Here is a 21,794-nt window from a genome sequence, read left to right as displayed (position 1 = left end):
ATTTTTATATTATTACTATTTTTTTTTTCTAATGTATAACTCTTTAAAAGCGACTGTTGGCTGAAAAGTAATATCCTCCTTATTTATTGATTTCCCCTCTAATAAATTAATAATAACTTTAGGGAAGTTAACTCCAGAAATATGAGAGAATGGATATTGTCCTCCAAATCTTGCGTTCATTTCTAAAATTGAAATAGTATTTCCCTCAATAAAACAATCCACATCTAAATTTAAAAGATGTTTCGTTTTATCTGCTAGCATTTTTGCTAATTTTTCAAGTTTATCATTTATTATTGTTTCTGCAATATCTGTTTCTCCAGCTCTCATTGCTATTTTTATTTTAGGAACAGAACAGATATAATTACCATTTAAATCATTCAAAATATCTAAACCATGCTCTTGTCCTTTTATTTTCTCTTGAATAATTATTGCATGCTCAATATCATAATTTGACTCATATTTTAAATATGAGTTTAGAATTTCCTTTTTTACTTTCTTATAAAAAACATTTAGTTCCTCCTCATTTTGAGCTTCAAAAACTCCTATAGATCCCATTCCCCAACGAGGTTTTAAAAAAACAGGAAATTCTATCTTATTACATTTAAAATCATTATGAAAATCTTCAAGGGAAATATAAGATTTTGCCGTTTTAAAATTATTATTTAAAAGAAAATTATATGTCAGCCACTTATCATTGCACAAAGTTGTAAATTCGACATCAGATATTAACAAAACAATACCATTATCCTTAAATATTTTTTTATTTTTTGATAATACAGGCAGATCAATATCAAACAAACTAATAATGGCATTTATCTTTTTTTCTCGACAATAATCTAATAAAAAGTCAATATAACTTGCATTAAAAATATTTGGTGTAATAATAAATTCATCTGCCTTATTAAGCGCTAATGTATATTCACTGTTAGCTGCAAAAACTTTTCCTTTATTACCAATAGCAGATTTAAAATAATCTACCATATAGCCTCTTCTACCTGTTGATGTAATTAATAAATTCATAATTTTTAATTTAAAAATTAACTGAAGAAGAAATATTTAAAATTCCTCCCGTATTCCAAAAAACCACTTTCGATTTTTCTTTTATTTTATTCTTTTTAATATAATCAATCATAGCGTAAAATGCTTTACCACTATATGTTGGATCCAGTGTTAAACCGAATTTTTTGCTGTAATATTTCAAAAATGCTATATAATCATCATTAACTTTACCATATCCCCCGCAAAGATAGCTATCATCAAAAATTATATTTGATGACTCATACCCTATATTAAACCTATCTATAAAACTTTTGATGCTTTTTTTAACTTCTACATCACCTCTTACAAATTCTCTTGCGATGGAAACACCAATAACTTTACATTCTGGCAAAAAATCTTGTACTCCCAATTCTATACCTGCTTGGGTACCTCCAGTACCACTAGCTATAAATATATAATCTGGTTTTACACCTTTAAGTTGTTCTTTTAATTCCTTGACTGCTAAATAATATGCATACGTTCCTTCATTACAATGTCCACCACCCCATATATAAAAAGGTTTTTCTCCTAAAGCTATGAGTTTATTCATTTCTAAATCCATAACTTCCTTAATCTCTGCCATCTTACAAAAAGTAATTTTATTTGAATATAATTTTGTTAATTTTATATTGCCTTCAAAATAAGCTGGTTTTTCATCATGTATGCAAGCTGTTAGCTTCAATCCTAATTCAGCACATAATACGGCTGTAGCTCTTAAATGATTGGAACTACAACTTCCTGCTGTAACAACTGATGTACAGCCCTCTTCAATCGCTTTTTTTAAAATATATTTAAGTTTTCTGCCTTTACTTCCTCCTCCTATAATTGGAAACAAATCATCTCTTTTAATATAAACTGAAACATTTACTTCGCTATTTAATCTTTCATTTACATCTAATGGTGTTGGACTAAATTTAAAACCTGATACATCATTATAAGTCTTTACTAATTTAATACTAAAATTACCATCAGACCTATCTTGTATTCTTTCTTCTATAACAAATGATTTTTTTAAATACAAATTCAATGCTTTATTCCCTTCCCAAGTTTCTAACCTTAAAAAGGTTATTTTCCTTAGTATCATTATTTTATCCAATTCATCTAACATATAAGAAAAATAACCTTTACCTCTATAATTTTTTAAAGTAGCAATAATAGGTATATATGCTTCACTCTTCGATTCATTTAAATAATAAATAACTGAAGATACTAGTTTAGTGTTCTCATAAATATTTAAAAAATTAGCTTTCAAAAGAAGCTTAATAGCATACTCATCTAAATTAACTCTTGAAGATAATTTTGGTTTAAAATAAGAATCTATCTCCTCTAAAAAAATCATTAAATCTTCTAATTGACAAACATCTGTATATTTCATAAGTTCTTATTAAATTAATTTACAACATGAAAATTTATCTCTCTAATTATTTTGAGTTCTCAATAATAACCTACAAATTAAATCTACCTCTTCAATTGTTAAATCGTAATACAAAGGCAAACAAAAAATACGTTTCGCTATGTTATCTGTATTTTCTAAAGGCACATTTTTAGTATATGGAAGGCTCGTTGCCAATGATGGGTAAAAATAACGTCTCCCAAAAATTTCATTTGCTTTTAATACATCTATACATTTTAATAACAACGCTTCACTTTCAAAAACTATTGGATAGTACGCATAATTAGATGCCGATTTTTTATGCCATACAGGTTGTACTGCTTTAAAGTTTTTCAGTTTTAAGGTGTACCGTTCCGATAATTTTTGTCGTTGTGCATGAATAGCATCCATACAAGGTAAATTAGCCAAGCCCATTGCGGCATGAAATTCAGAGTTTTTACCATTAATACCTATTCCTTGAAAACTTTCAGGCCCACTATGTCCAAAATTACGCATATAGGCTAAGGTTTTTAGGGTGTCCGCATTTTTAGTCACTACAAGTCCACCTTCGCAGGTATGGTATAATTTAGTTGCGTGTGTGCTACATGTGGAGATATCTCCATAATTAAATATAGACGTTCCGTTTACCTTTACCCCAAATGCGTGTGCTGCATCATATATTACTTTTAGCTTGTGCTTATCTGCTATTTTTTGGATTGCTTCCACATCACAAGGGTTTCCATATACATGCGTTGCTACTATTGCTGTTGTTTTTTCCGTAATGGCAGCTTCAATTTTTGTAGGATCAATATTTAAGGAGTGCTTGTCAATATCTACAAATACAGGTTCGCATCCTTCCCATACAATACTACTTGTAGTGGCAACATAAGTAAACGGTGTTGTTATTATTTCACCTGTTAACCCCAATGCTTTTATAGCCAATTGCAATGCAACAGTACCATTGGTAACAAACAATAAATGTTTTACATTTAGATGTTCTTTTAGTTTCATTTCTAAATCACTTGCCAAAGGTCCCATATTTGTTAACCAATGTCGTTTCCAAATACCATGCAACAATAAATCGTAATCTTCTTTTGGGGGTAAAAAGGGCTTTGTAACTGGAACCATAATTTTTATTTTTTTATAAAGGATAAAATAATTTGTTTTAATTCGATATACTCTGGTAGTTTTAATAGTTCGTAAAAACTAAGACTTAAAATCCCCCCAGTTAAAAACTGAAAGCTCAAGGTAATTCCGTTAGAATATTTTAATAATGTTATAGTCCACACTATAAATGAAACAGTTAGAGCAACTAAAAAAGTAGGTAAAACATCTTTAATTTGGTCAAAAGCAGCATAATTAATTAAATTAGAGGAATAAAAACTATTTAAAAAATAGGCTATAATAGATACGATGACACTACCAATTAACATTATTTCAATTCCATAAAATATACCAATTACAACAGGAGCTATTCCTATAATTTTTTTTATAATTTCTAGTTTTAAAAATAAATCAGAACGCCCTTTTACCATTAACATGTTTAAGTTAATGGCATGTAGGGGATATAACATGGCTGCAAAACATAATATTTGTAAAAAAATAATTGAAGGCAACCATTTTTCTCCTATTAATAGTAAGATAAGTGGTTTTGCTACTGCCGCCAATCCTAACATACATGAAAAAGTGACCAGCATGGTTGCTTTAATAATACGCTGGTATGTCTTTTTTAATAATTCGTCATTACTTTCATTTTGTATATTACACAGTAATGGGTAACTAACCTTTTGCACTATAGATGTCAAATTACCCGATATAAATAAACTAAATTGTTTTGCCCGTGTAAACAAACCTAACTCATTTGCAGAGAAGTATTTACCAATAACAACATAATAGATATTACTGTATAAAGTATCAATTATACCTGAAACTAATAATTTAGAACCAAAGCCAAACAATTCTTTAAAGCTCGCTTTTGAAAATTCAAAAACTGGTCGCCATGTATTAAAAACCCATAAAAAAATTGAGTTTAGTAGTTGGCGAATTACTTGTTGCGCTACCAAACTCCAAACACCATAACCAGCTACAGCCATTCCTATACCAATAACACCACTTGAAATTGAAGCTATTAATGAAACTTTAGTTTGTGTTTTAAAATCTACTTCTTTTATTAATAATGTACGTTGTACAATTCCAAAAGAATTTATTATTAAAAGAAGCCCCATTACCCTAGTTACAGCAATTAAAATAGGCTCGTTAAAAAACCGACTAATTAATGGTGCTGAAAAATATAGCAATATATACAGGATAACACCTAACACCATGTTAAAATAAAACACGGTGTTATAGTCTCTGTTTTTTATGTCAACTTTCCGTATTAAGGCACTTGAAAAACCACTATCTACAATAGAATTTGATACCGCTATAAATACGGCTATCATTCCTAAAATCCCAAATTCTTCAGGAGAAAGTAGGCGTGCTAATACAATCCCAACCAAAAAAGTAATTCCTGAATTAGCAATATTATCAATAAAGCTCCAGCTTACTCCTTTTATTGCTTTTTGTTTAAGATTGTGCATTAATTAAATTCTTTCATTTCCGCTTTAAATATTACCTTAATCCTTATAATACTCTTCATAAGTACCAGAAGTAATATTGTCCATCCACTGTTTATTGTCTAAATACCATTGTACTGTTTTTTCAATGCCTTCTTCAAATTGTAAAGAGGGTTCCCAGCCTAACTCGTTTTTTAATTTGGTCGCATCAATAGCGTATCGTACGTCATGCCCTGCACGGTCTGTTACATAAGTAATTAATTTTTCGGAAGTCCCTTTTTCTCTTTCCAATAAGCGATCCGTGGTTTCAATCAACACTTTTATCAAATCAATATTTTTCCATTCGTTAAAACCACCAATATTATAAGTATCTCCTAGTTTTCCTTTGTGAAAAATAATGTCTATTGCACGCGCATGGTCGTTTACAAAGAGCCAGTCACGTATATTTTCTCCTTTTCCGTATACTGGCAAGGGTTTGTTATTGCAGATATTGTTGATAAAAAGGGGGATTAATTTTTCTGGAAACTGATAGGATCCGTAGTTATTAGAGCAGTTAGAAATAACGGTTGGTAGACCATAGGTGTCATGAAAAGCTCTTACAAAATGATCGGAAGATGCTTTGGATGCTGAATAGGGAGAGTGCGGGTCGTAGGCGGTAGTTTCTAAAAAGAAACCTTCGTCTCCTAAAGAACCATATACTTCATCTGTAGATACATGGTAAAATAACTTATTTTCGAAATCACCTTTCCAAGCAAACTTTGCTGCTTGCAACAAACTCAACGTTCCCATAATATTGGTTTGTGCAAATGAAAATGGATCTATAATGGAGCGATCTACGTGCGATTCTGCTGCCAAATGAATGACACTGTCTATGTTGTACTTAATAAACACCTCTTTTACTTTTTCGTGATCGCAAATATCACATTTTATAAATGTGTAATTTTTGTTGTTTTCAACATCTTTTAAATTCTCTAAATTCCCGGCATACGTTAGTACATCCATGTTGATGATCTTGTACTCGGGATACTTATTTACCAATAAACGCAAGAGATGAGAGCCTATAAAGCCTGCACCACCGGTAACTAATATGTTTTTCTTTTCCATTTTTTTTTGAGCTTAGTTTATTCTTAAGAGAATAACATTTTATAATTCTTTCAAACAATCTTTTAAGGAATCTCTCCAATAAGGGATCTCTAATTGAAACTCATTCTTTATTTTGTTCTTGTTCAACACACTAAAAAAAGGTCTCTTGGCTGCTGTGGGGTATTGGGAAGTTTCAATAGCGTTTACTTTGATAGCTATCGCTTTAATTTCAAAAATAGCTTTTGCAAAATCGTACCAACTACAAACGCCTTCATTTGAGTAATGATACACTGCCACCTTTTCATTCTTTAATTTCGGAATGATTTCTAAAAGTGCTTTTGCCAAATCTCTGGCATAGGTTGGTGTGCCTATTTGATCTACAATGACCCCTAATTCTTTTTTTTGATTCGCTAAACGGATCATTGTTTTTACAAAGTTGTTTCCGAAACTAGAATACACCCAAGAGGTTCTAATTATCATTGAATTTGCGGGGTTAATTCGCTGCATAGCTTCTTCACCTGCTAATTTTGTGCTACCGTATACGCTTTGTGTATTTCGTCTATCATTTTCCTTATATGAGATATGACTCGTTCCATCAAAAACATAGTCCGTTGAAATATGAAGTAATTGAATGTTGTTTGCCTTTGCTATTTTTGCAAAATTTTCAACAGCCAAATGATTTAATTGCGTTGACAATGTTAATTCATTCTCTGCTATATCAACAGCTGTATGTGCTGCACAATTTATAATGACTGAGACATTAGCTGCTTTTACAAACGCATTAACAGCGGTATGATTTGTAATATCTAATTCTTTAGAACCTGTAAAATGAAAATTATAGGTTGGATGCGTTTGAGCTAACGCTTTGATCTCAGAGCCTAATTGTCCGTTAGAACCTGTTACTAATATATTATGCATACAATGCTATTAATTCTTCAAAATGTAACGCATCTTTAAAGAAAGGTTGTTTAGTGTCTTTTGGCGATAATTGCATTTTTTCTAGTGATATTTTCCAGTCAATATCTAATGAGGCATCATCAAAGGCGATCCCGCGATCACATTCTGGGTTGTAATAATTATCTACCTTATAAGCAAAAGTAGCTTCTTCACTTAGTACTACAAAGCCGTGCGCAAAACCTCTTGGCACTAATAATTGTTTTTTATTTTCTTCTGTCAACTCAACAGCAACATGCTGCCCAAAAGTTTCAGATCCTTTTCTAATATCGACTGCAATGTCTAGCACCTTGCCCTTAATTACACGTACTAATTTGGTTTGCGCAAAAGGGGGTAATTGATAATGTAAACCTCTTAAAACACCGTAGGATGATTTAGATTCGTTGTCTTGACAAAAATGAATGTCAAAGCCTAGAAAATTTTCTAATTTATCTTGTCGAAAAGTCTCCGCAAAATACCCTCGCTCATCTCCTTTTACGTCTGGTTCACAAATAACCACATCATGTATGGCTGTTCTTTTAAAGTTCATAAGCTTCTTTTTCTTTTGCTATTCCGAATAAATATTGTCCGTACCCATTTTTTTTCAATGGTTCAGCTAATCTTAGTAATTGTTCTTTTGAAATATACCCTTTTTCAAAAGCGATTTCTTCAATGCAAGCAACCTTTAGTCCCTGGCGATTTTCGATAGCCTGAATATAGTTTGAAGCTTCTAACAAACTTTCATGAGTACCTGTATCTAGCCAAGCATAACCTCTTCCCATCAATTCAACTTTTAATTTTTTTTGTTTTAAATATTCCTCGTTAACAGTTGTTATTTCTAACTCTCCACGATGACTTGGTTTTACATTTTTCGCAATTTTAATGACACTATTTGGATAAAAATACAACCCAACAACAGCATAATTACTTTTTGGTTTCTCAGGTTTTTCTTCAATACTTAAAGCACTTCCTTTCTTGTCAAATGCTACCACCCCATACCGTTCCGGATCTTGAACATAATAACCAAAAACAATGGCTTTCTCTTTTTCTTTAACTTTTTTTACAGATTTAGCAAGCAACTCAGTAAGTCCATGTCCATAAAAAATATTATCTCCTAGTACCAAACACACATCATCATCTCCTATAAATTCTTCACCAATAATAAAAGCCTGCGCCAATCCATCTGGTGAAGGTTGCACTTTATATGTAAATTGCATACCAATATCGCTTCCATCTCCCAATAACTGTTCAAACCTAGGCAAGTCAATAGGAGTCGAAATAATTAAAACCTCTTTAATTCCTGCTAACATTAAAACTGATAATGGATAATAGATCATCGGCTTATCGTTGATAGGTAATAGTTGTTTTGATGTTCCTTTGGTTAAAGGGTATAATCTTGTTCCAGATCCTCCTGCTAATATGATTCCTTTCATGGTTGTTTATTTTTTTCAATTTTAACTTAAAAATAGCCTTATTAGAAGATTCTAATAAGGCTAAGCTTGAGTAGCTAAAAGCTTTTTGGGGGGAGACTCATTGTTTCGTACCTAAAATGCTACTTAAAAAAGTAATATTTATTGTACTGTGGTTTCATAACATATGGTTTTGAATTGTATTTAGGTTAACCTAAATGCAATAAAAACGTGTTATTCATTTTACAATTCGTCAAAGCACTACTCAATATGTAATTAGATAAGGGGCAATGAACTAAGGTGTAGCGTGTTTATTTATTTTATTTTCTACGGATATTAGACTGATTTTAGGAACAGGTGCTAAGTGTAACGCGAGTATGATTTGTTTTTTTTTAAATAGACTCTCTAAATTGGTCGGTTCTAAAAAATAACAGTTTGTTTTGCCTCTTATTATTTTAGCGCACTAATATATTTTATTTTAATAATTATTTTATGGTAACACACAAAATCAGGAATCTAATATGTGTCAAAAGGAACTATTTTTATTAAATTCCGGTGCACTATTTCTTTAAATTTACCACCCAATTATTATCGATTTCGATGCAAGCGTTAATAATAGAGAGATTTTTATCTTCAAATAATGGTGTATGCTCTAAGCTGTTAATTATCGCTACAATTTTTTAAAAACACAAAAGCATTTTTTACTCTTTTTCATATTAAAATCATCAAAATGAACTTCAGCTCATATCAGACTACTCATCTTTGATTATAAATTCGGTGCGTCTATTTAATTTATGTTGGTCTTCAGTACATTTAACACCATTTGAGCATTTATTAATTAATTGGGTTTCTCCATAACCTTTGCCCGATAATCTACTAGCAGAAATTCCTTGAGTTACAATATATTTAATAGTTGATGCCGCTCTTCTATCAGATAACCAAATATTATATTTAGCACTTGCCCTAGAATCTGTATGAGACCCAATTTCAACAACAATAGCAGGATATTTTTTCATGATTTGAACTACTTTATCCAGTTCTATTTTTGCTTTATATTCTACAATAGAAGAATTTAGGTCAAAATAAATAGGGTCGGTATGAATCATTTTTTTGTCGCTAGTTGTAACAATGTCTACAATTGGTTTTAAACGGATTACTACAGTAGTAGATTGGTTTGGTAACTTTGAGGATTTAATAACGATACTCGCATTCTCGTAATTCGCTACCGAAGATTGAATGCTATAATAATTGTTGCAATCTATTTTAAAACTGTACGCTGCGGCGGTAGTTGTTTTTAACGTTTCAATTAATACATCATTTTTAAAAATTGCTATACTTGGGTTTGGAATTGGTTTCTTTGTTTCCTCATCTATAATGGTTACATGTATCGTTTTGAAACACTTTATAGGAACTAAAGGAACTAACTGTACTTTTTTATCATCGTTCTTACTATTTCTCTCTCTTTTCAATTTAAAAGAATAAAAAACACCAAAAGATACTTGTGTTTGATTTGATATATATTCTTTGTGTTTTCCAGACTTGATTCCAAATTTACCTGCTAAATCTAGGTTTAAACCAAAAGAATCTGAAAGCCAGTAATTGGCACCAACACCAGAATTAATTGTTAATCTGCCCACCGAAGGAACAGTGTTTGTAGCAATTATGTACTTGCCTATCTTAGTATACCCTAAACCTAAAAAAACATAAGGTTCAAAAGTATTGCTTGTTAGGGGTTGGACAAATTTATACTTTGTAGCCATATCTACCGCTAAGTAACTTGCTGCTTCCTCTTGTAAAATGATACGGTTATCAATATTTTTTCCAGCGGTATATTTATTAAATGAAACATTACTAGTAAAACTAAATTTACTATTGTTAACATACTCAATTCCAAAAATAAAAGGGCTTGTAAAGTTAAGGTTATCTCCTCTAAAGAGAGTTGATAGTTTAGTGTCTCCCCCATCATCTACCGCATTTGCTCCCAAATGGAGTAACCAATCATTATTTGTAGCGGTATTTTGTGCGTGTAGCATTGTACAACTTAGACCGAATAGGACTATGAAAGTCATTAACTTTTTAGTATTCAATTGTATATCTGTTTAATGTTTATTAGTTTAATGTTTGCCAATATCTTTTCTATCAAAGATTCATTTGCCAATACAGTAAGAATTAGCTTGAAAACAAGTTGATTGAGTAATGCAATTGGGTTTTTTTTTTTGACTTTAGAATAAGTTCCTACTAAATTCTATTTTTAATTAGAGAATCCTGACTGTGTTAGAAAAAGGAAAGAGACTAATTGCTTTAATCTAATGAACTTAATTTCTTTTATGAAATTTCTTTTATGTCGCATAAAGACACTGTTACTTCAACAATGCAATTTAAGGTTTCAAGCTCAACAATTACCTTGTGTTTTCCTGCCTTCATCAAATAGTTTGCAGAGAGCCCTTTCAACGGCCCTTTGCTAATCATTACTTTTGTTCCTTTTAATAAATCTTTAGACTTCCTGTATGCCTTCATAGGAAATCCATTGGTCGTTAAAATTTTTAAATTTTCAATTTCAATATCTTTAATTGAAGCATACTTCCCTGAATGTTTTAAAATATTAATTACTCCTGGTATTTTATATATTTTATTTAGGTCTATGCTTTTTGACTGCACAAAAACATAGGAATTAATTAAAGGAACTTGAACCTTTTTCTTACGGTCACTCCATTGCTTTATGACTGTTTGTAGCGGCAAGAAACTATTAAAGCCAGCGAGAGAAAGTCTCGTGTCTACTTTTACTTCAGCTTTAGGGCGCGTATATACTGCGAACCACTGTTGTTTTTTGCCGAACCTATTTTGTGAGGTATGCATAAGGTCTGATTTATTATAGTTTTTTTATAAATAACAGAATCTTCTTATCCCTTTTAAAGTATTATGAGAAGGTCATCTAAGAAAAATGAGCCCACACAATAACTCCAGTTGCAATAAGGATTATACAGAAGATTGTAAAACCAACGCTATTACTTACAACCTCATTAAAACGTTTTAATGGTTGTGTTATTTGTTTTGTTCTAATTGACACTAGTTCCAATGTGGCTAATTTACTCATGAATATGGATGTAACTTGTTTATTTTAAAAAACAGGATTAATTTATTTTTGATTTGATTCGATAATATGATTATTTTAGGAATGCATAGTATAGGTACAGTTAATTACCGATTGCTTTTAGGCAACTATTAAGTTCTTCAGCATGTTAAATAATAACTTCTGAAGAATTACGGGTGACAATCAATTGAGTAATAATTTAATACTGGGGTATAAGACATTTGTATAAACCTAGCAATGGTATTAGATGATTTAAATTCAGAATTTTCAAGATGTTGGTTTAATTACGCGACCTTTTTATTCCTATTTTTTCAAAGACATAATTCAGTCTTTGAGATAAATTGGAGGCTTTTTCAATTTGAGGTATAGGTTGAATAGAACATCAACCTTTATTGGTTGTCTTATTTTTCTATCTTTTTTGATCTGAACAATAAATAGCCGCTTTTAGCTATTTAAGTGTATCTCCTCGATAAAGGTTAGGGGGTGAATGTGTTTTTATGATTTTTAGAATAGCACTACTTTTAAGTTTTAATGCTTCCCAACCTAATCGAATACGCTCACCTTGTACCACCCCTGAGGCTGGTTTTTGAAGATCAAATCTGTAGGTAATTATTTAGGTTTTAGTGGGGCTTTTTTTTTTAGTTTAAGTTTATATGACCTGTTATATTTAGGGTAGGTTTTTCTTCCAAATTTCTTTTTTTCTAGAGGGGGGGGCTCAAATATGTTAATGATTTCATTAGGTCTATTCTTTTCTTACTGTAACTATAATATTTCTTTATTTATCATGCTCATTTCTGTCTGTTAAGATGTTATAAATATACAATCAGACAAATATTTTTCGTTTAATTTTAAATATTTTAGCATAGATTAACCTATACCTTGCAGGTTTTTTTGGTAGCAAATCATTAAAATTACTCGAATATTTTTATCGTAAAACAGAAGTGCATGTCTACAAACGGTGTTGTAGTAGTGTTTAAGTAACTGGTAATTAGTAGTTAATATCTATTTTTTCTTTTTTAAAAGATAAATTTAAGATCTTCCTATAATCTCTCTGAATGAACAAGAATCTAGCTCCTGCGTTTTATTTGATGTAATACAGATTTACATCTTAGGGGCATTCAACCGTTATTTATGAGGAATAACTCAGGAGTGCGCTATTTTTTTTTAGTTATATTACTCTCCCACTAAATGTCTTAATTTTTTAAATAATTGAGGGCTAATTGTTTGAAATGTTCTAGAATTTATCGGACAGTATATAACGAGCTAATTCTATGATGCAATTTTTAATCTATTCTTGGCGAATATGTAGTTTTTTACCAAGTTTTATGTTTGAACCAATGTGTCTGGATTATTTGCAAACCTTTCGTGGCTTCGCCCTTGTAAGTCACATTTATAGTGCCTTATTTTAGAGTTTAATAGTCATTATTTATAAAAATAACGTTACTTATAAAAGGGGTTATTCTTAATGACATGTAAATATAATACTTTTTAAATGATATATGCCACATAAATTCACGCTTTTTTATTTTAATCCCTTCAATTAGTATTGATTATTTTAGCCCGATTTTAGTCTTAGACTTTTGATGTTTTATTTATTTATTGTTTTTGAATAATTTTATGCTATTTTTAATAGTTTACAATCTTTTCTTATAGTATTTTAACTACTTTTTCTAGAAGACTTTTCAGAGAAAGCAATATTAAGAGGGTAATGTGTTTTATTCTCTATAGCAGAATGAAAACAAATTTCGGCTTGAAATATATTAGTAGTGCGAATCAATAGCTAAATAATACTGCTGCAAGTCGTCCACAAACATGTAGATTTAACCCTTTAGTAGATTTTACTTTGCTAGCTTTCTGTATATCTGATTTTTCAACAAGCTAAGTAAAAAGCGCTTCAATTGGTTGTCTAACTTTAGATACAGCTCTTGAATATAAATCGCTTGCAGCTCGATTAAACTTTTTAAAATATTAGGCATCTCTTTTACAGCCTTTACTGGTGTTAATATTTCTGAGTTAAAATTAGGATTCATATCTGTAAAAAAAAAACTTTTAGAGTGATCTATTTTATCCCCGAAAAGATTCGATTTTCTTTTTCTGACCAAGCTTCTTTAAATAGTGGAAAGTCGTTTACAGAAGCCGCAGTAAATATCATTTGTTCTGGATGTAGTAATTTAGTTGGATTACAAAGCCCTAAAGTGTGTATTTTTATTCCATAATAGTGTATGCTTCTTGTGTAGCAATATCCTTCGTCTGTAATTTTGGGAGCAATTTTAGCTGTTCGTTTTCCAAAGCAAGTCACAATAGGTATCGAAAGTAACTAAATTTTGTCTAGCATTCCTTAGAGGTAAATTGGGTTAAAAGCATACCTAAAAAAGTATTCATAACATTAGAAAGTCTATTTATTCTTTGGTTAAAAGCTTGATAGCTTCCTGAAAATGGAAATTAACTCAATAAATACTCACTTGTAAATTGATGTGTTTATTCCTTTTAAAAATCTGGAGTGTCTACCTTTGACGTGACCATTTTTATGAGGTTATAAATTTATATTTGACTTATAGTAAAAAAGTATTATAATAATTTTAAAGTGATGATAATAGCTCTATTAAATTTTGGTATTAAGACAAAACAAGTTAGTGAGCTGTATGACTTAAGCCTGAGTATGGTTGGACGATGGAAACGCTAATACAAGTTAAAATCTGGATATTTTTCATAAAAGAAAGAAATATCTCTTGAAAATCAAGAGCTCAAAGCACTAAAGAAAGAATTAAAGAATGTAACTATGGAACGTGAAATTTTAAAAATGACGGTGAGTAAACAACCCGAAAACGATATTTTCTTCTTTTAATATCAAATCTTCAGGAGCGACTTATAAGATATCAATTCATTTTAGATAATATCAATATGTATCCAGTTGAAAAGACGTGTAAATCTATGAAGGTTAGTAAAAATGTTGACTATCATTGGTTTAACAACAAGAACATTGTATTTTAAAAAACACAAAAACATATTTAAAAGTAAAGATTACAATTATTTTTAAAGAGAGTGAAAAAATTTATGGTAGCTGTAGGAATCAAAAAAAAGCTAGAACGAGAAGGCTTAATTAACTCCTGTTCTTACATCGAATTATCGATCAAAGAAATGGGTTTGAGAAGTGTTTTAAAAAGAAGAATTGTAGTTACAACAGATTCTAATCATCAATATTTAATTGCTGAAAATAAATTTAATAGAGATTTTTATAGTTAGAAATTAGGAGGGGAATGGGTTAAGATCACTTATAATCGAGTTAATAACGATTGGGACCACTTTATTTTAAAGCCTTTACAGCAATGTAGAGGCTTTTTTATTTTATAATTTTTCTGTTATTTCTCCATGAACTTTAAGGTTTCAAAAATAGTTGTTACAGGAAGTTTACAAGAACTATTTACACAGACATATATGTAAGTTTCATTGTCTATAAATCGATTCTCTAATAGTGGTAATTTAGACGCTTTATCACTGTGTGAAATTAAGATATTTGGTATGTAGTTTTTATGCAATGCCGCTAACTTTTGTTTTGCGTCTTTACCAACAATTACTACTTCGTAATACGGGTTTGTATAATTTAACATTACAGCCAACCAATTAGAAAAAGAAGCAGCATGGTCTACTATTTTGGGCTTCATGTTATTAAGCATTGAGGTTGCCATTTCTAAATATTTTTTATCGCTTAAATGATGCGAAAGCGCAAATAGATTTTTTGCCATTATAGAGTTACTCGAAGCAATTACATTGTCTTGATATTCTACAGTTTTAGCAACTAATGGAGCATCTTTTTTAGAAGTAAAATAAAACATTTTAGATGTTTCATCATAAAAATGATCAATAGCATACGTCGTTAATTTTTTCGCTTTTTGTAGCCAAATTTCGTCTGAAGTTACTTGGTGTAATTCAATAAAAGCTTCTATTAAAGCGGCGTAATCTTCTAAATAGCCATTAATAGTGCTTTTTCCTTCTTTGTAGTTATGGTATAATTTACCATCTTCTAATAATTGATTTTTTATAATAAAACGAGCGTTTTTAAGCGCTGCATCTAAAAACGATTTTTCATTAAAAACAGTGTATGCATCTACATATCCTTTGATCATTAACGCGTTCCATGAAGTTAAACTTTTATTATCTAACCTAGGTTTTTTACGCTTTTCTTGTTCCTCTCTCAATATTTTTTTCCAGTTGATTTTATATTCTTTTAATTTAGAAATTGAAATGTTATTTTCTTTAGAAAAAGTAACATCATCAACAGTTTTTATAAGTACAAACTTATTTTCTTCCCAGAAACCAAAATCGTTGATGTTATAGTATTTAGAAAATAAGTTAAAATTATTTTTTAACAGGGTTTTTAATGTTGCCTTTGTCCAATAGTAATACGCACCTTCTTCTAAAATATTGTTATGATTATAGCTATCGGCATCTAAGGAAGAGTAAAACATTCCTTCTGGAGATGTCAGTTCTTTTTTAATAAAATCTAAGGTCTCAAAAACGATTTCCTTATAAGTTTCATCTTTGGTAAGTTGATAGGCACTAGAATATAAACTTACTAACTGAGCATTGTCATACAGCATTTTTTCAAAATGAGGAATGTGCCATTTTTTATCAACAGAATACCTCGAAAAACCACCATTTATTTGATCAAAAATTCCGCCGAAAGCCATTTTATGAAGCGTATTTTCTACGTGTTGCATCAATTTTTTATCATCATTTTGATGGGCATAACGCATTAAAAACTGATAACTATTTGGCATCATAAATTTCGGGGGATTGTTGGTTCCTCCAAAATTAGTATCAAAAGAAGCACGCCATTTTTCTACTTCTTTTTCTATATAAGGTTTTGTGAAAACAGGTTTAGCTGTATTCAAATGAATTAAATCTAAATCTTTAATTCCTGCTTCTAATTTATCGGCAAAAGCATAAAAATCTTCAGGCCTGTTTTTAAAACCTTCAGCAGTTTGTTCTAAGATTTTTAACCATTGTTCTCTAGGAAAATACGTTCCACCAAAAATGGGTCTTCCATCGGGTAAAGCAATTATGTTTAAAGGCCAACCACCACTTCCAGTCATTAATTGTACCGCTTTCATGTACACTTTATCTACATCTGGTCTTTCTTCTCTGTCAACTTTAATGTTCATAAAGTTTTTGTTCATAATTTTAGCCACAATAGAATCCTCAAAACTTTCCTCTTCCATGACATGGCACCAATGGCAAGCAGCATAACCAACACTAATTACAATTAACTTATTTTCTTTTTTTGCTGTTGCTAACGATTTTTCATTCCACGCTTTCCAGTTTACAGGATTGTGAGCGTGTTGTAATAAATACGGACTCGTTTCATGCACCAAATCGTTTGTAAATTGATGTTTATCCTTTTTAATATTTTCAGTACAACTGATAAAAGTTATCAAAAAGAATAAAAAAATAATGTGATTATATTTTAGCATAATTTGCTTTTAAATAGTTAGTTTATTGTTATTACTTGAAGAAATAGCATTCAAATTAGCATCTATTAGCTATAAAACGAAATTTCTAATTTTTAATTAGTGAGGTCAAATATATCTAAAAAACTATTATTTATCTACAACAGTAATTTCAATATGCATAGTAGGTTAAGAAAGTACTTGTAATTGGTTGTTTTATGAGTCTTTTAAATGATGAAAATTGACAAAAAGGTGTTATAAAGTGAGTTGTGTTTTTTATAAATATAAATATATTAAGTAGATATAAAGTCTGTTTTTAGTGAATTACAGAAATATGTTTATATTTGCAGGCGCATTAAATGACTATTTTGGCATAATGATGTTAAATAAAAAAGTTATATAGTAAGTAACTTTATGTGTCATTTAATCTGCTAAACAATTGGTTCTAGATTGATTTAGTTCTCAATTTTTTAAATAAGTATAAAATTTCAAAATTTTAATCTGGGGGGATAAAAATGAAGAATATAAAACTAACAGTACTTTTTATAGTGCTTCTTACTACAAATGCTGTTTTTGGTCAAATTGCACCACCACCAGCACCACCACCACCACCACCGGGTCTTCCTGTTGATGGTGGAGTTGTATTTCTTTTAGTTTCAGGATTAATCTATGGTGTTACAAAATTAAAAAAATAGCGTTATTTTTTTTTTGTTAATCGACTTACGTATTTTCCGATGACATCAAATTCTAAATTTACGGTATCATTTATAGCCAAATTTTTAAAAGAGGTGTTCGCATACGTATAAGGTATAATGGCAACACTAAAAGAACTGTCTTCAGAATTTATTACGGTTAAACTTACTCCGTTTACTGTAATCGATCCTTTTTCTATGGTAATATTATCATTTACTGAAGTGTACCTAAAAGTAAAAACAGTGCTTCCATTCTGGTTTTCTATATGTGTACAAATACCAGTTTCATCTACATGACCTTGCACAATATGACCATCTAAGCGATCACCAAGTTTCATTCCACGTTCTAAATTAACTTTTTGAGAAACTTTTAAACTGCCAACATTGGTTTTGTCTAAGGTTTCTTTTATTGCTGTGACAGTATATTCATCACTTTTAATACCAACAACAGTTAAGCAGACACCATTGTGCGCAACACTTTGGTCTATTTTTAACTCATTAGTAATACTGCTTTTAATTGTCAAGTGAAGATTTCCTTGCTCTTTAACTAAGTTTGTAATTGTACCAAGTGTCTCAATAATTCCCGTAAACATTTCCCTAAATTTTAGTTACTTTTGTAGAATATCAAAATTAAGAATATTACAAGAGTTATGGGGGATAAAACTGATAAAATAATTGTTGGAATTTCAATAGGAGATTTAAACGGAATAGGAGTAGAGGTTATCTTAAAAACATTCGAGGATAAAAGAATGTTAGATTTTTGTACGCCAGTTTTGTTTGGAAATACAAAAGTGATTTCTTATCATAAAAAAGCATTAAACATAGAACTTCCCGTTCACGGAATTACTTCTATAAGTCAAGTAAATCATTCTAAAATAAACGTTTTAAATATTTGGAAAGAGGAGGTTGCAGTCGAATTAGGAAAAGCAACAAAGGTTTCGGGGGCATATGCTGCAAAATCATTAGAAGAAGCGGTTAAGCATTTAAAGGAGAAAACAATAGATGTTTTATTAACTGCGCCAATTAATAAGGAGACAATTCAGTCAGAAAATTTTAATTTCCCAGGACATACAGAGTATTTAGAAGACAACTTAGAAGGTAAAAGTTTAATGATTTTAATGACAGACCAGTTAAGAATTGGTTTAATTACAGGTCATATTCCTATTTCTAAGGTTGCTAAAGCGATTACTCCAGAAATTATAAAAGAGAAAGTAAGTACTATGTACGCTTCTTTAAAAACAGATTTCGGAATTTCAAAACCTAAAATTGCCGTCTTAGGATTGAATCCTCATTGTGGAGATAAAGGTGTAATTGGTAATGAAGATGATGAAATTATAAAACCAACTATTGATGAAATTGCAGCGTCAGGAAAATTAGTTTTTGGTCCTTACGCAGCAGATGGTTTCTTTGGTTCTGAGACCTATAGTCAGTTCGATGGTGTTTTAGCAACCTATCACGATCAAGGTTTAGCGCCTTTTAAAGCACTGTCTTTTGGTAACGGGGTAAATTTCACAGCAGGTTTAAGTGAGGTTAGAACTTCGCCAGATCATGGTACTGGTTTCGATATTGCTGGTAAGAATAAGGCAAACCCTTCCTCTTTTAAGGAAGCCTTGTTTGCAGCAATCCAAATTTTTAAGACTAGAAATGAATATAAAGAGCTCACTAAAAACCCGCTTTTAGTGAAGCGTTAAAAATAAAATTCTTTTTTTGAAAGAAAAGAGCGTATAGAAACAATTTTTTATATCTTTGCACGCTCAATTTGATGTTTGATAATGAAAGACTTGAAACAATTCAACATACCGTTTGTAGGATTAAAGGAAGGAAAGCATTTGTTTGACTATACTATTGACAATACGTTCTTTGAGATATACAATTATAATGAGTTTGAAAAATCTTCTATAAATGTTACTTTAGAATTTGTAAAAAAAAGCACTTTGTTTGAGCTTCTTTTTACGGCTTCAGGAACTGTAAATGTTCCTTGTGATGTTACAAATGAATATTTTGACCTTGAAATTACATCAACTTTACCATTAATTGTAAAGTTTGGGCCAGAATATAACGATGATAACGAAGAGATTTTAATCTTGCCACATGAAGTATATCAATTTAATGTAGCACAATTTATTTATGAAATGATTGTGTTAGCAATTCCTAGTAAAAGAGTACATCCAAAAGTTTTAGATGGTACGATGGAATCTGAAGCATTTAGTAAGTTAAAAGAATTAGAAATAAAAGAAGTAAAAACTGTTGAAACAACAGACCCAAGATGGGATAAATTAAAGAATTTAATAACAGAAAAAAAGACATAAAATGGCACATCCTAAGAGAAAAATATCCAAAACTAGAAGAGATAAAAGGAGAACGCATTATAAGGCATCTGATCAACAGATTGCTACAGATCCTACAACAGGAGAAGCGCACTTATATCATAGAGCTCACTGGCATGAAGGTAAACTTTATTACAGAGGTCAAATAGTATTAGAATCTGCAACAGTAGAGGCTTAGAAATAATTTATTTTGTATGAAAAACCCTCAATTTTGAGGGTTTTTTTGCGTTTTTATATGAAATTTCATCGTTTTTGATAACTTTTATCCGAAAAAGTAAAATAATTTTCATTACTTTGAAATTCCTTAACATTGGGATAATAAACTAATATTATGACAAAAATCACTGCAGCAATATCAGCAGTAGGGAAGTATGTTCCTGAATACGTTCTAACAAATAAAGAGTTAGAAGGCTATGTAGAGACGAATGATGAGTGGATAACTTCTAGAACAGGTATCAAAGAAAGAAGAATTTTAAAAGGTGAAGGCTTAGGTACTTCATACATGGCTATTAAAGCTTCTGAAGACTTAATTCGTAAGTCGAATATCGACCCAAAAGAAATAGACTTGGTAATAGTTGCTACTGCAACACCAGATTTACCAGTTGCTTGTACTGCTGCTTACGTGGCTACAGAAATTGGTGCAACAAATGCATTTGGCTATGATTTGCAAGCTGCATGTTCTAGCTTTTTATACGGGATGTCTACGGCGTCTAGTTATATAGAATCTGGTAGGTATAAAAAAGTGCTTTTAATTGGGGCAGATAAAATGTCTTCTATTGTAGATTATTCAGACAGAGCAACTTGTATTATTTTTGGAGATGGAGCAGGAGCTGCTTTATTTGAGCCAAATTATGAAGGTTTAGGTTTGCAAGATGAATACCTACGAAGTGATGGTATTGGAAGAGATTTCTTAAGAATTGAAGCCGGTGGTTCTCAAATGCCAACAACGCAGAAAACAGTCGAAGAGAAAAGACACTTTGTGTATCAAGAAGGAAAAACTGTTTTTAAATATGCTGTTTCTAATATGGCAGAGGTTGCAGAAAAAATGTTAACTAGAAATAATTTAACAGAACCAGATATTCAATGGTTGGTTGCACACCAAGCTAATAAAAGAATTATAGAAGCTACTGCAAAAAGAGTAGGGGTTTCTGCAGAAAAAGTAATGATGAATATTCATAGATATGGTAATACAACATCGGCTACTTTGCCTTTGTTATTAGCAGACTATGAAAGTCAATTAAAAAAAGGAGATAATTTAATTTTTGCTGCATTTGGTGGTGGTTTCACATGGGGAGCTGCGTACGTAAAATGGGCTTATAACTCATAAATATAACAACTAAACAATAAGAAAAATGGATATTAAAGAAATTCAAAATCTTATAAAATTTGTAGCAAAATCTGGCGCTAGCGAGGTAAAGTTAGAGATGGAAGATGTGAAAATTACAATAAAAACAGGTTCAGAAAAAACAGAAACAACTATTGTTCAAGCTGCACCTATGCAAGGAATGCCACAAATGGGCGCGCCAATGGCAGCTGCTCCTGTAGCAGAACAACCTGCAGCAGCAGTGAGTACAGAAAGTGAAGATGCTAAATTTATCACTATTAAGTCTCCAATAATTGGTACTTTCTATAGAAAACCATCTCCTGATAAGCCAAATTTCGCAGAAGTTGGTACAGAAGTAAATATTGGTGATACTGTGTGTGTTATCGAGGCTATGAAATTATTTAATGAAATTGAATCTGAAGTTTCAGGTAAAATTGTTAAAGTTTTAGTTGATGATTCTTCTCCGGTAGAGTTCGATCAACCTTTATTTTTGGTAGACCCATCGTAATAGATAGAGTTTAGA

At 30.8% G+C, this 21,794-nt stretch carries 18 protein-coding genes and 1 pseudogene; 7 read left to right on the top strand and 12 right to left on the bottom strand.

Annotated features, from left to right (window positions below):
- Window positions 1-15: 15 nt before the first annotated feature.
- The 10 genes from ES045_RS10730 to ES045_RS10685 all read right to left on the bottom strand — a co-directional run bounded on the left by ES045_RS10730 (window position 16) and on the right by ES045_RS10685 (window position 11,246).
- Complete coding sequence (locus ES045_RS10730; protein WP_147116284.1) at window positions 16-1,020, bottom strand: ATP-grasp domain-containing protein; 1,005 nt, start codon at window positions 1,018-1,020, stop codon at window positions 16-18.
- Between the two features lie 10 nt (window positions 1,021-1,030).
- On the bottom strand, window positions 1,031-2,413 hold the full coding sequence (locus ES045_RS10725; RefSeq protein WP_147116283.1) for a pyridoxal-phosphate dependent enzyme: 1,383 nt from the start codon (window positions 2,411-2,413) through the stop codon (window positions 1,031-1,033).
- Between the two features lie 42 nt (window positions 2,414-2,455).
- A complete protein-coding gene (locus ES045_RS10720; RefSeq protein WP_147116282.1) occupies window positions 2,456-3,538 on the bottom strand; it encodes a DegT/DnrJ/EryC1/StrS family aminotransferase in 1,083 nt (360 codons plus the stop codon).
- Between the two features lie 5 nt (window positions 3,539-3,543).
- A complete protein-coding gene (locus ES045_RS10715; protein ID WP_147116281.1) occupies window positions 3,544-4,989 on the bottom strand; it encodes a lipopolysaccharide biosynthesis protein in 1,446 nt (481 codons plus the stop codon).
- A gap of 36 nt (window positions 4,990-5,025) precedes the next feature.
- On the bottom strand, window positions 5,026-6,069 hold the full coding sequence (rfbB, locus tag ES045_RS10710; protein ID WP_147116280.1) for a dTDP-glucose 4,6-dehydratase: 1,044 nt from the start codon (window positions 6,067-6,069) through the stop codon (window positions 5,026-5,028).
- Between the two features lie 39 nt (window positions 6,070-6,108).
- A complete protein-coding gene (gene rfbD / locus ES045_RS10705; protein WP_147116279.1) occupies window positions 6,109-6,966 on the bottom strand; it encodes a dTDP-4-dehydrorhamnose reductase in 858 nt (285 codons plus the stop codon).
- Window positions 6,959-7,531: a dTDP-4-dehydrorhamnose 3,5-epimerase gene (gene rfbC, locus ES045_RS10700; RefSeq protein WP_147116278.1), complete on the bottom strand. Its 573-nt coding sequence runs from the start codon at window positions 7,529-7,531 to the stop codon at window positions 6,959-6,961. Before rfbC ends, rfbD begins: the two co-directional genes overlap by 8 nt.
- Window positions 7,521-8,414, bottom strand: a complete 894-nt coding sequence (gene rfbA, locus ES045_RS10695) for a glucose-1-phosphate thymidylyltransferase RfbA (RefSeq protein ID WP_147116277.1) — start codon at window positions 8,412-8,414, stop codon at window positions 7,521-7,523. Before rfbA ends, rfbC begins: the two co-directional genes overlap by 11 nt.
- Before the next feature lie 728 nt (window positions 8,415-9,142).
- Window positions 9,143-10,459 carry an OmpA family protein gene (locus ES045_RS10690; RefSeq protein WP_147116276.1) on the bottom strand — a complete coding sequence of 439 codons (1,317 nt, stop codon included), beginning with the start codon at window positions 10,457-10,459 and terminating at the stop codon, window positions 9,143-9,145.
- A gap of 256 nt (window positions 10,460-10,715) precedes the next feature.
- Window positions 10,716-11,246, bottom strand: a complete 531-nt coding sequence (locus ES045_RS10685; protein WP_147116275.1) for a UpxY family transcription antiterminator — start codon at window positions 11,244-11,246, stop codon at window positions 10,716-10,718.
- A 2,789-nt stretch (window positions 11,247-14,035) separates the two neighbouring features.
- Here ES045_RS10685 and ES045_RS16660 point away from each other — a divergent pair.
- Window positions 14,036-14,784: pseudogene (locus ES045_RS16660) on the top strand (IS3 family transposase); the annotation flags it as partial.
- Between the two features lie 56 nt (window positions 14,785-14,840).
- On the opposite strand, the gene ES045_RS10670 reads toward ES045_RS16660, so the two are convergent.
- The gene (locus ES045_RS10670; RefSeq protein WP_147116273.1) at window positions 14,841-16,952 is read right to left on the bottom strand and encodes a thioredoxin domain-containing protein; all 2,112 of its coding nucleotides are present in this window, start codon (window positions 16,950-16,952) and stop codon (window positions 14,841-14,843) included.
- Between the two features lie 491 nt (window positions 16,953-17,443).
- Here ES045_RS10670 and ES045_RS10665 point away from each other — a divergent pair, with 491 nt between their 5' ends.
- On the top strand, window positions 17,444-17,623 hold the full coding sequence (locus ES045_RS10665) for a PID-CTERM protein-sorting domain-containing protein (RefSeq protein WP_147116272.1): 180 nt from the start codon (window positions 17,444-17,446) through the stop codon (window positions 17,621-17,623).
- A gap of 2 nt (window positions 17,624-17,625) precedes the next feature.
- Here ES045_RS10665 and ES045_RS10660 read toward each other — a convergent pair whose 3' ends face one another.
- Window positions 17,626-18,213 carry a riboflavin synthase gene (locus ES045_RS10660; RefSeq protein ID WP_147116271.1) on the bottom strand — a complete coding sequence of 196 codons (588 nt, stop codon included), beginning with the start codon at window positions 18,211-18,213 and terminating at the stop codon, window positions 17,626-17,628.
- Between the two features lie 57 nt (window positions 18,214-18,270).
- Between ES045_RS10660 and pdxA the strand changes: the two genes are divergently transcribed.
- The 5 genes from pdxA (at window position 18,271) to accB (ending at window position 21,779) form a co-directional block, all read left to right on the top strand.
- Window positions 18,271-19,311 (top strand): 4-hydroxythreonine-4-phosphate dehydrogenase PdxA, encoded by a 1,041-nt coding sequence (gene pdxA, locus ES045_RS10655; RefSeq protein ID WP_147116270.1) that lies wholly within the window; start codon window positions 18,271-18,273, stop codon window positions 19,309-19,311.
- An 81-nt stretch (window positions 19,312-19,392) separates the two neighbouring features.
- On the top strand, window positions 19,393-19,929 hold the full coding sequence (locus tag ES045_RS10650; protein WP_147116269.1) for a YceD family protein: 537 nt from the start codon (window positions 19,393-19,395) through the stop codon (window positions 19,927-19,929).
- Between the two features lies 1 nt (window position 19,930).
- Window positions 19,931-20,125, top strand: a complete 195-nt coding sequence (gene rpmF / locus ES045_RS10645) for a 50S ribosomal protein L32 (RefSeq protein WP_100946996.1) — start codon at window positions 19,931-19,933, stop codon at window positions 20,123-20,125.
- A gap of 153 nt (window positions 20,126-20,278) precedes the next feature.
- The gene (locus ES045_RS10640) at window positions 20,279-21,274 is read left to right on the top strand and encodes a beta-ketoacyl-ACP synthase III (protein WP_147116268.1); all 996 of its coding nucleotides are present in this window, start codon (window positions 20,279-20,281) and stop codon (window positions 21,272-21,274) included.
- Window positions 21,275-21,299: 25 nt separating this feature from the next.
- A complete protein-coding gene (gene accB, locus ES045_RS10635) occupies window positions 21,300-21,779 on the top strand; it encodes an acetyl-CoA carboxylase biotin carboxyl carrier protein (protein WP_147116267.1) in 480 nt (159 codons plus the stop codon).
- Window positions 21,780-21,794 lie beyond the last annotated feature (15 nt).

It is taken from the genome of Polaribacter sp. IC073, from assembly GCF_007997075.1.
Taxonomy (GTDB): Bacteria; Bacteroidota; Bacteroidia; order Flavobacteriales; family Flavobacteriaceae; genus Polaribacter.
Note: the sequence above shows the minus strand (reverse complement) of the source record. Positions and strands in the feature narration are given on the sequence as shown.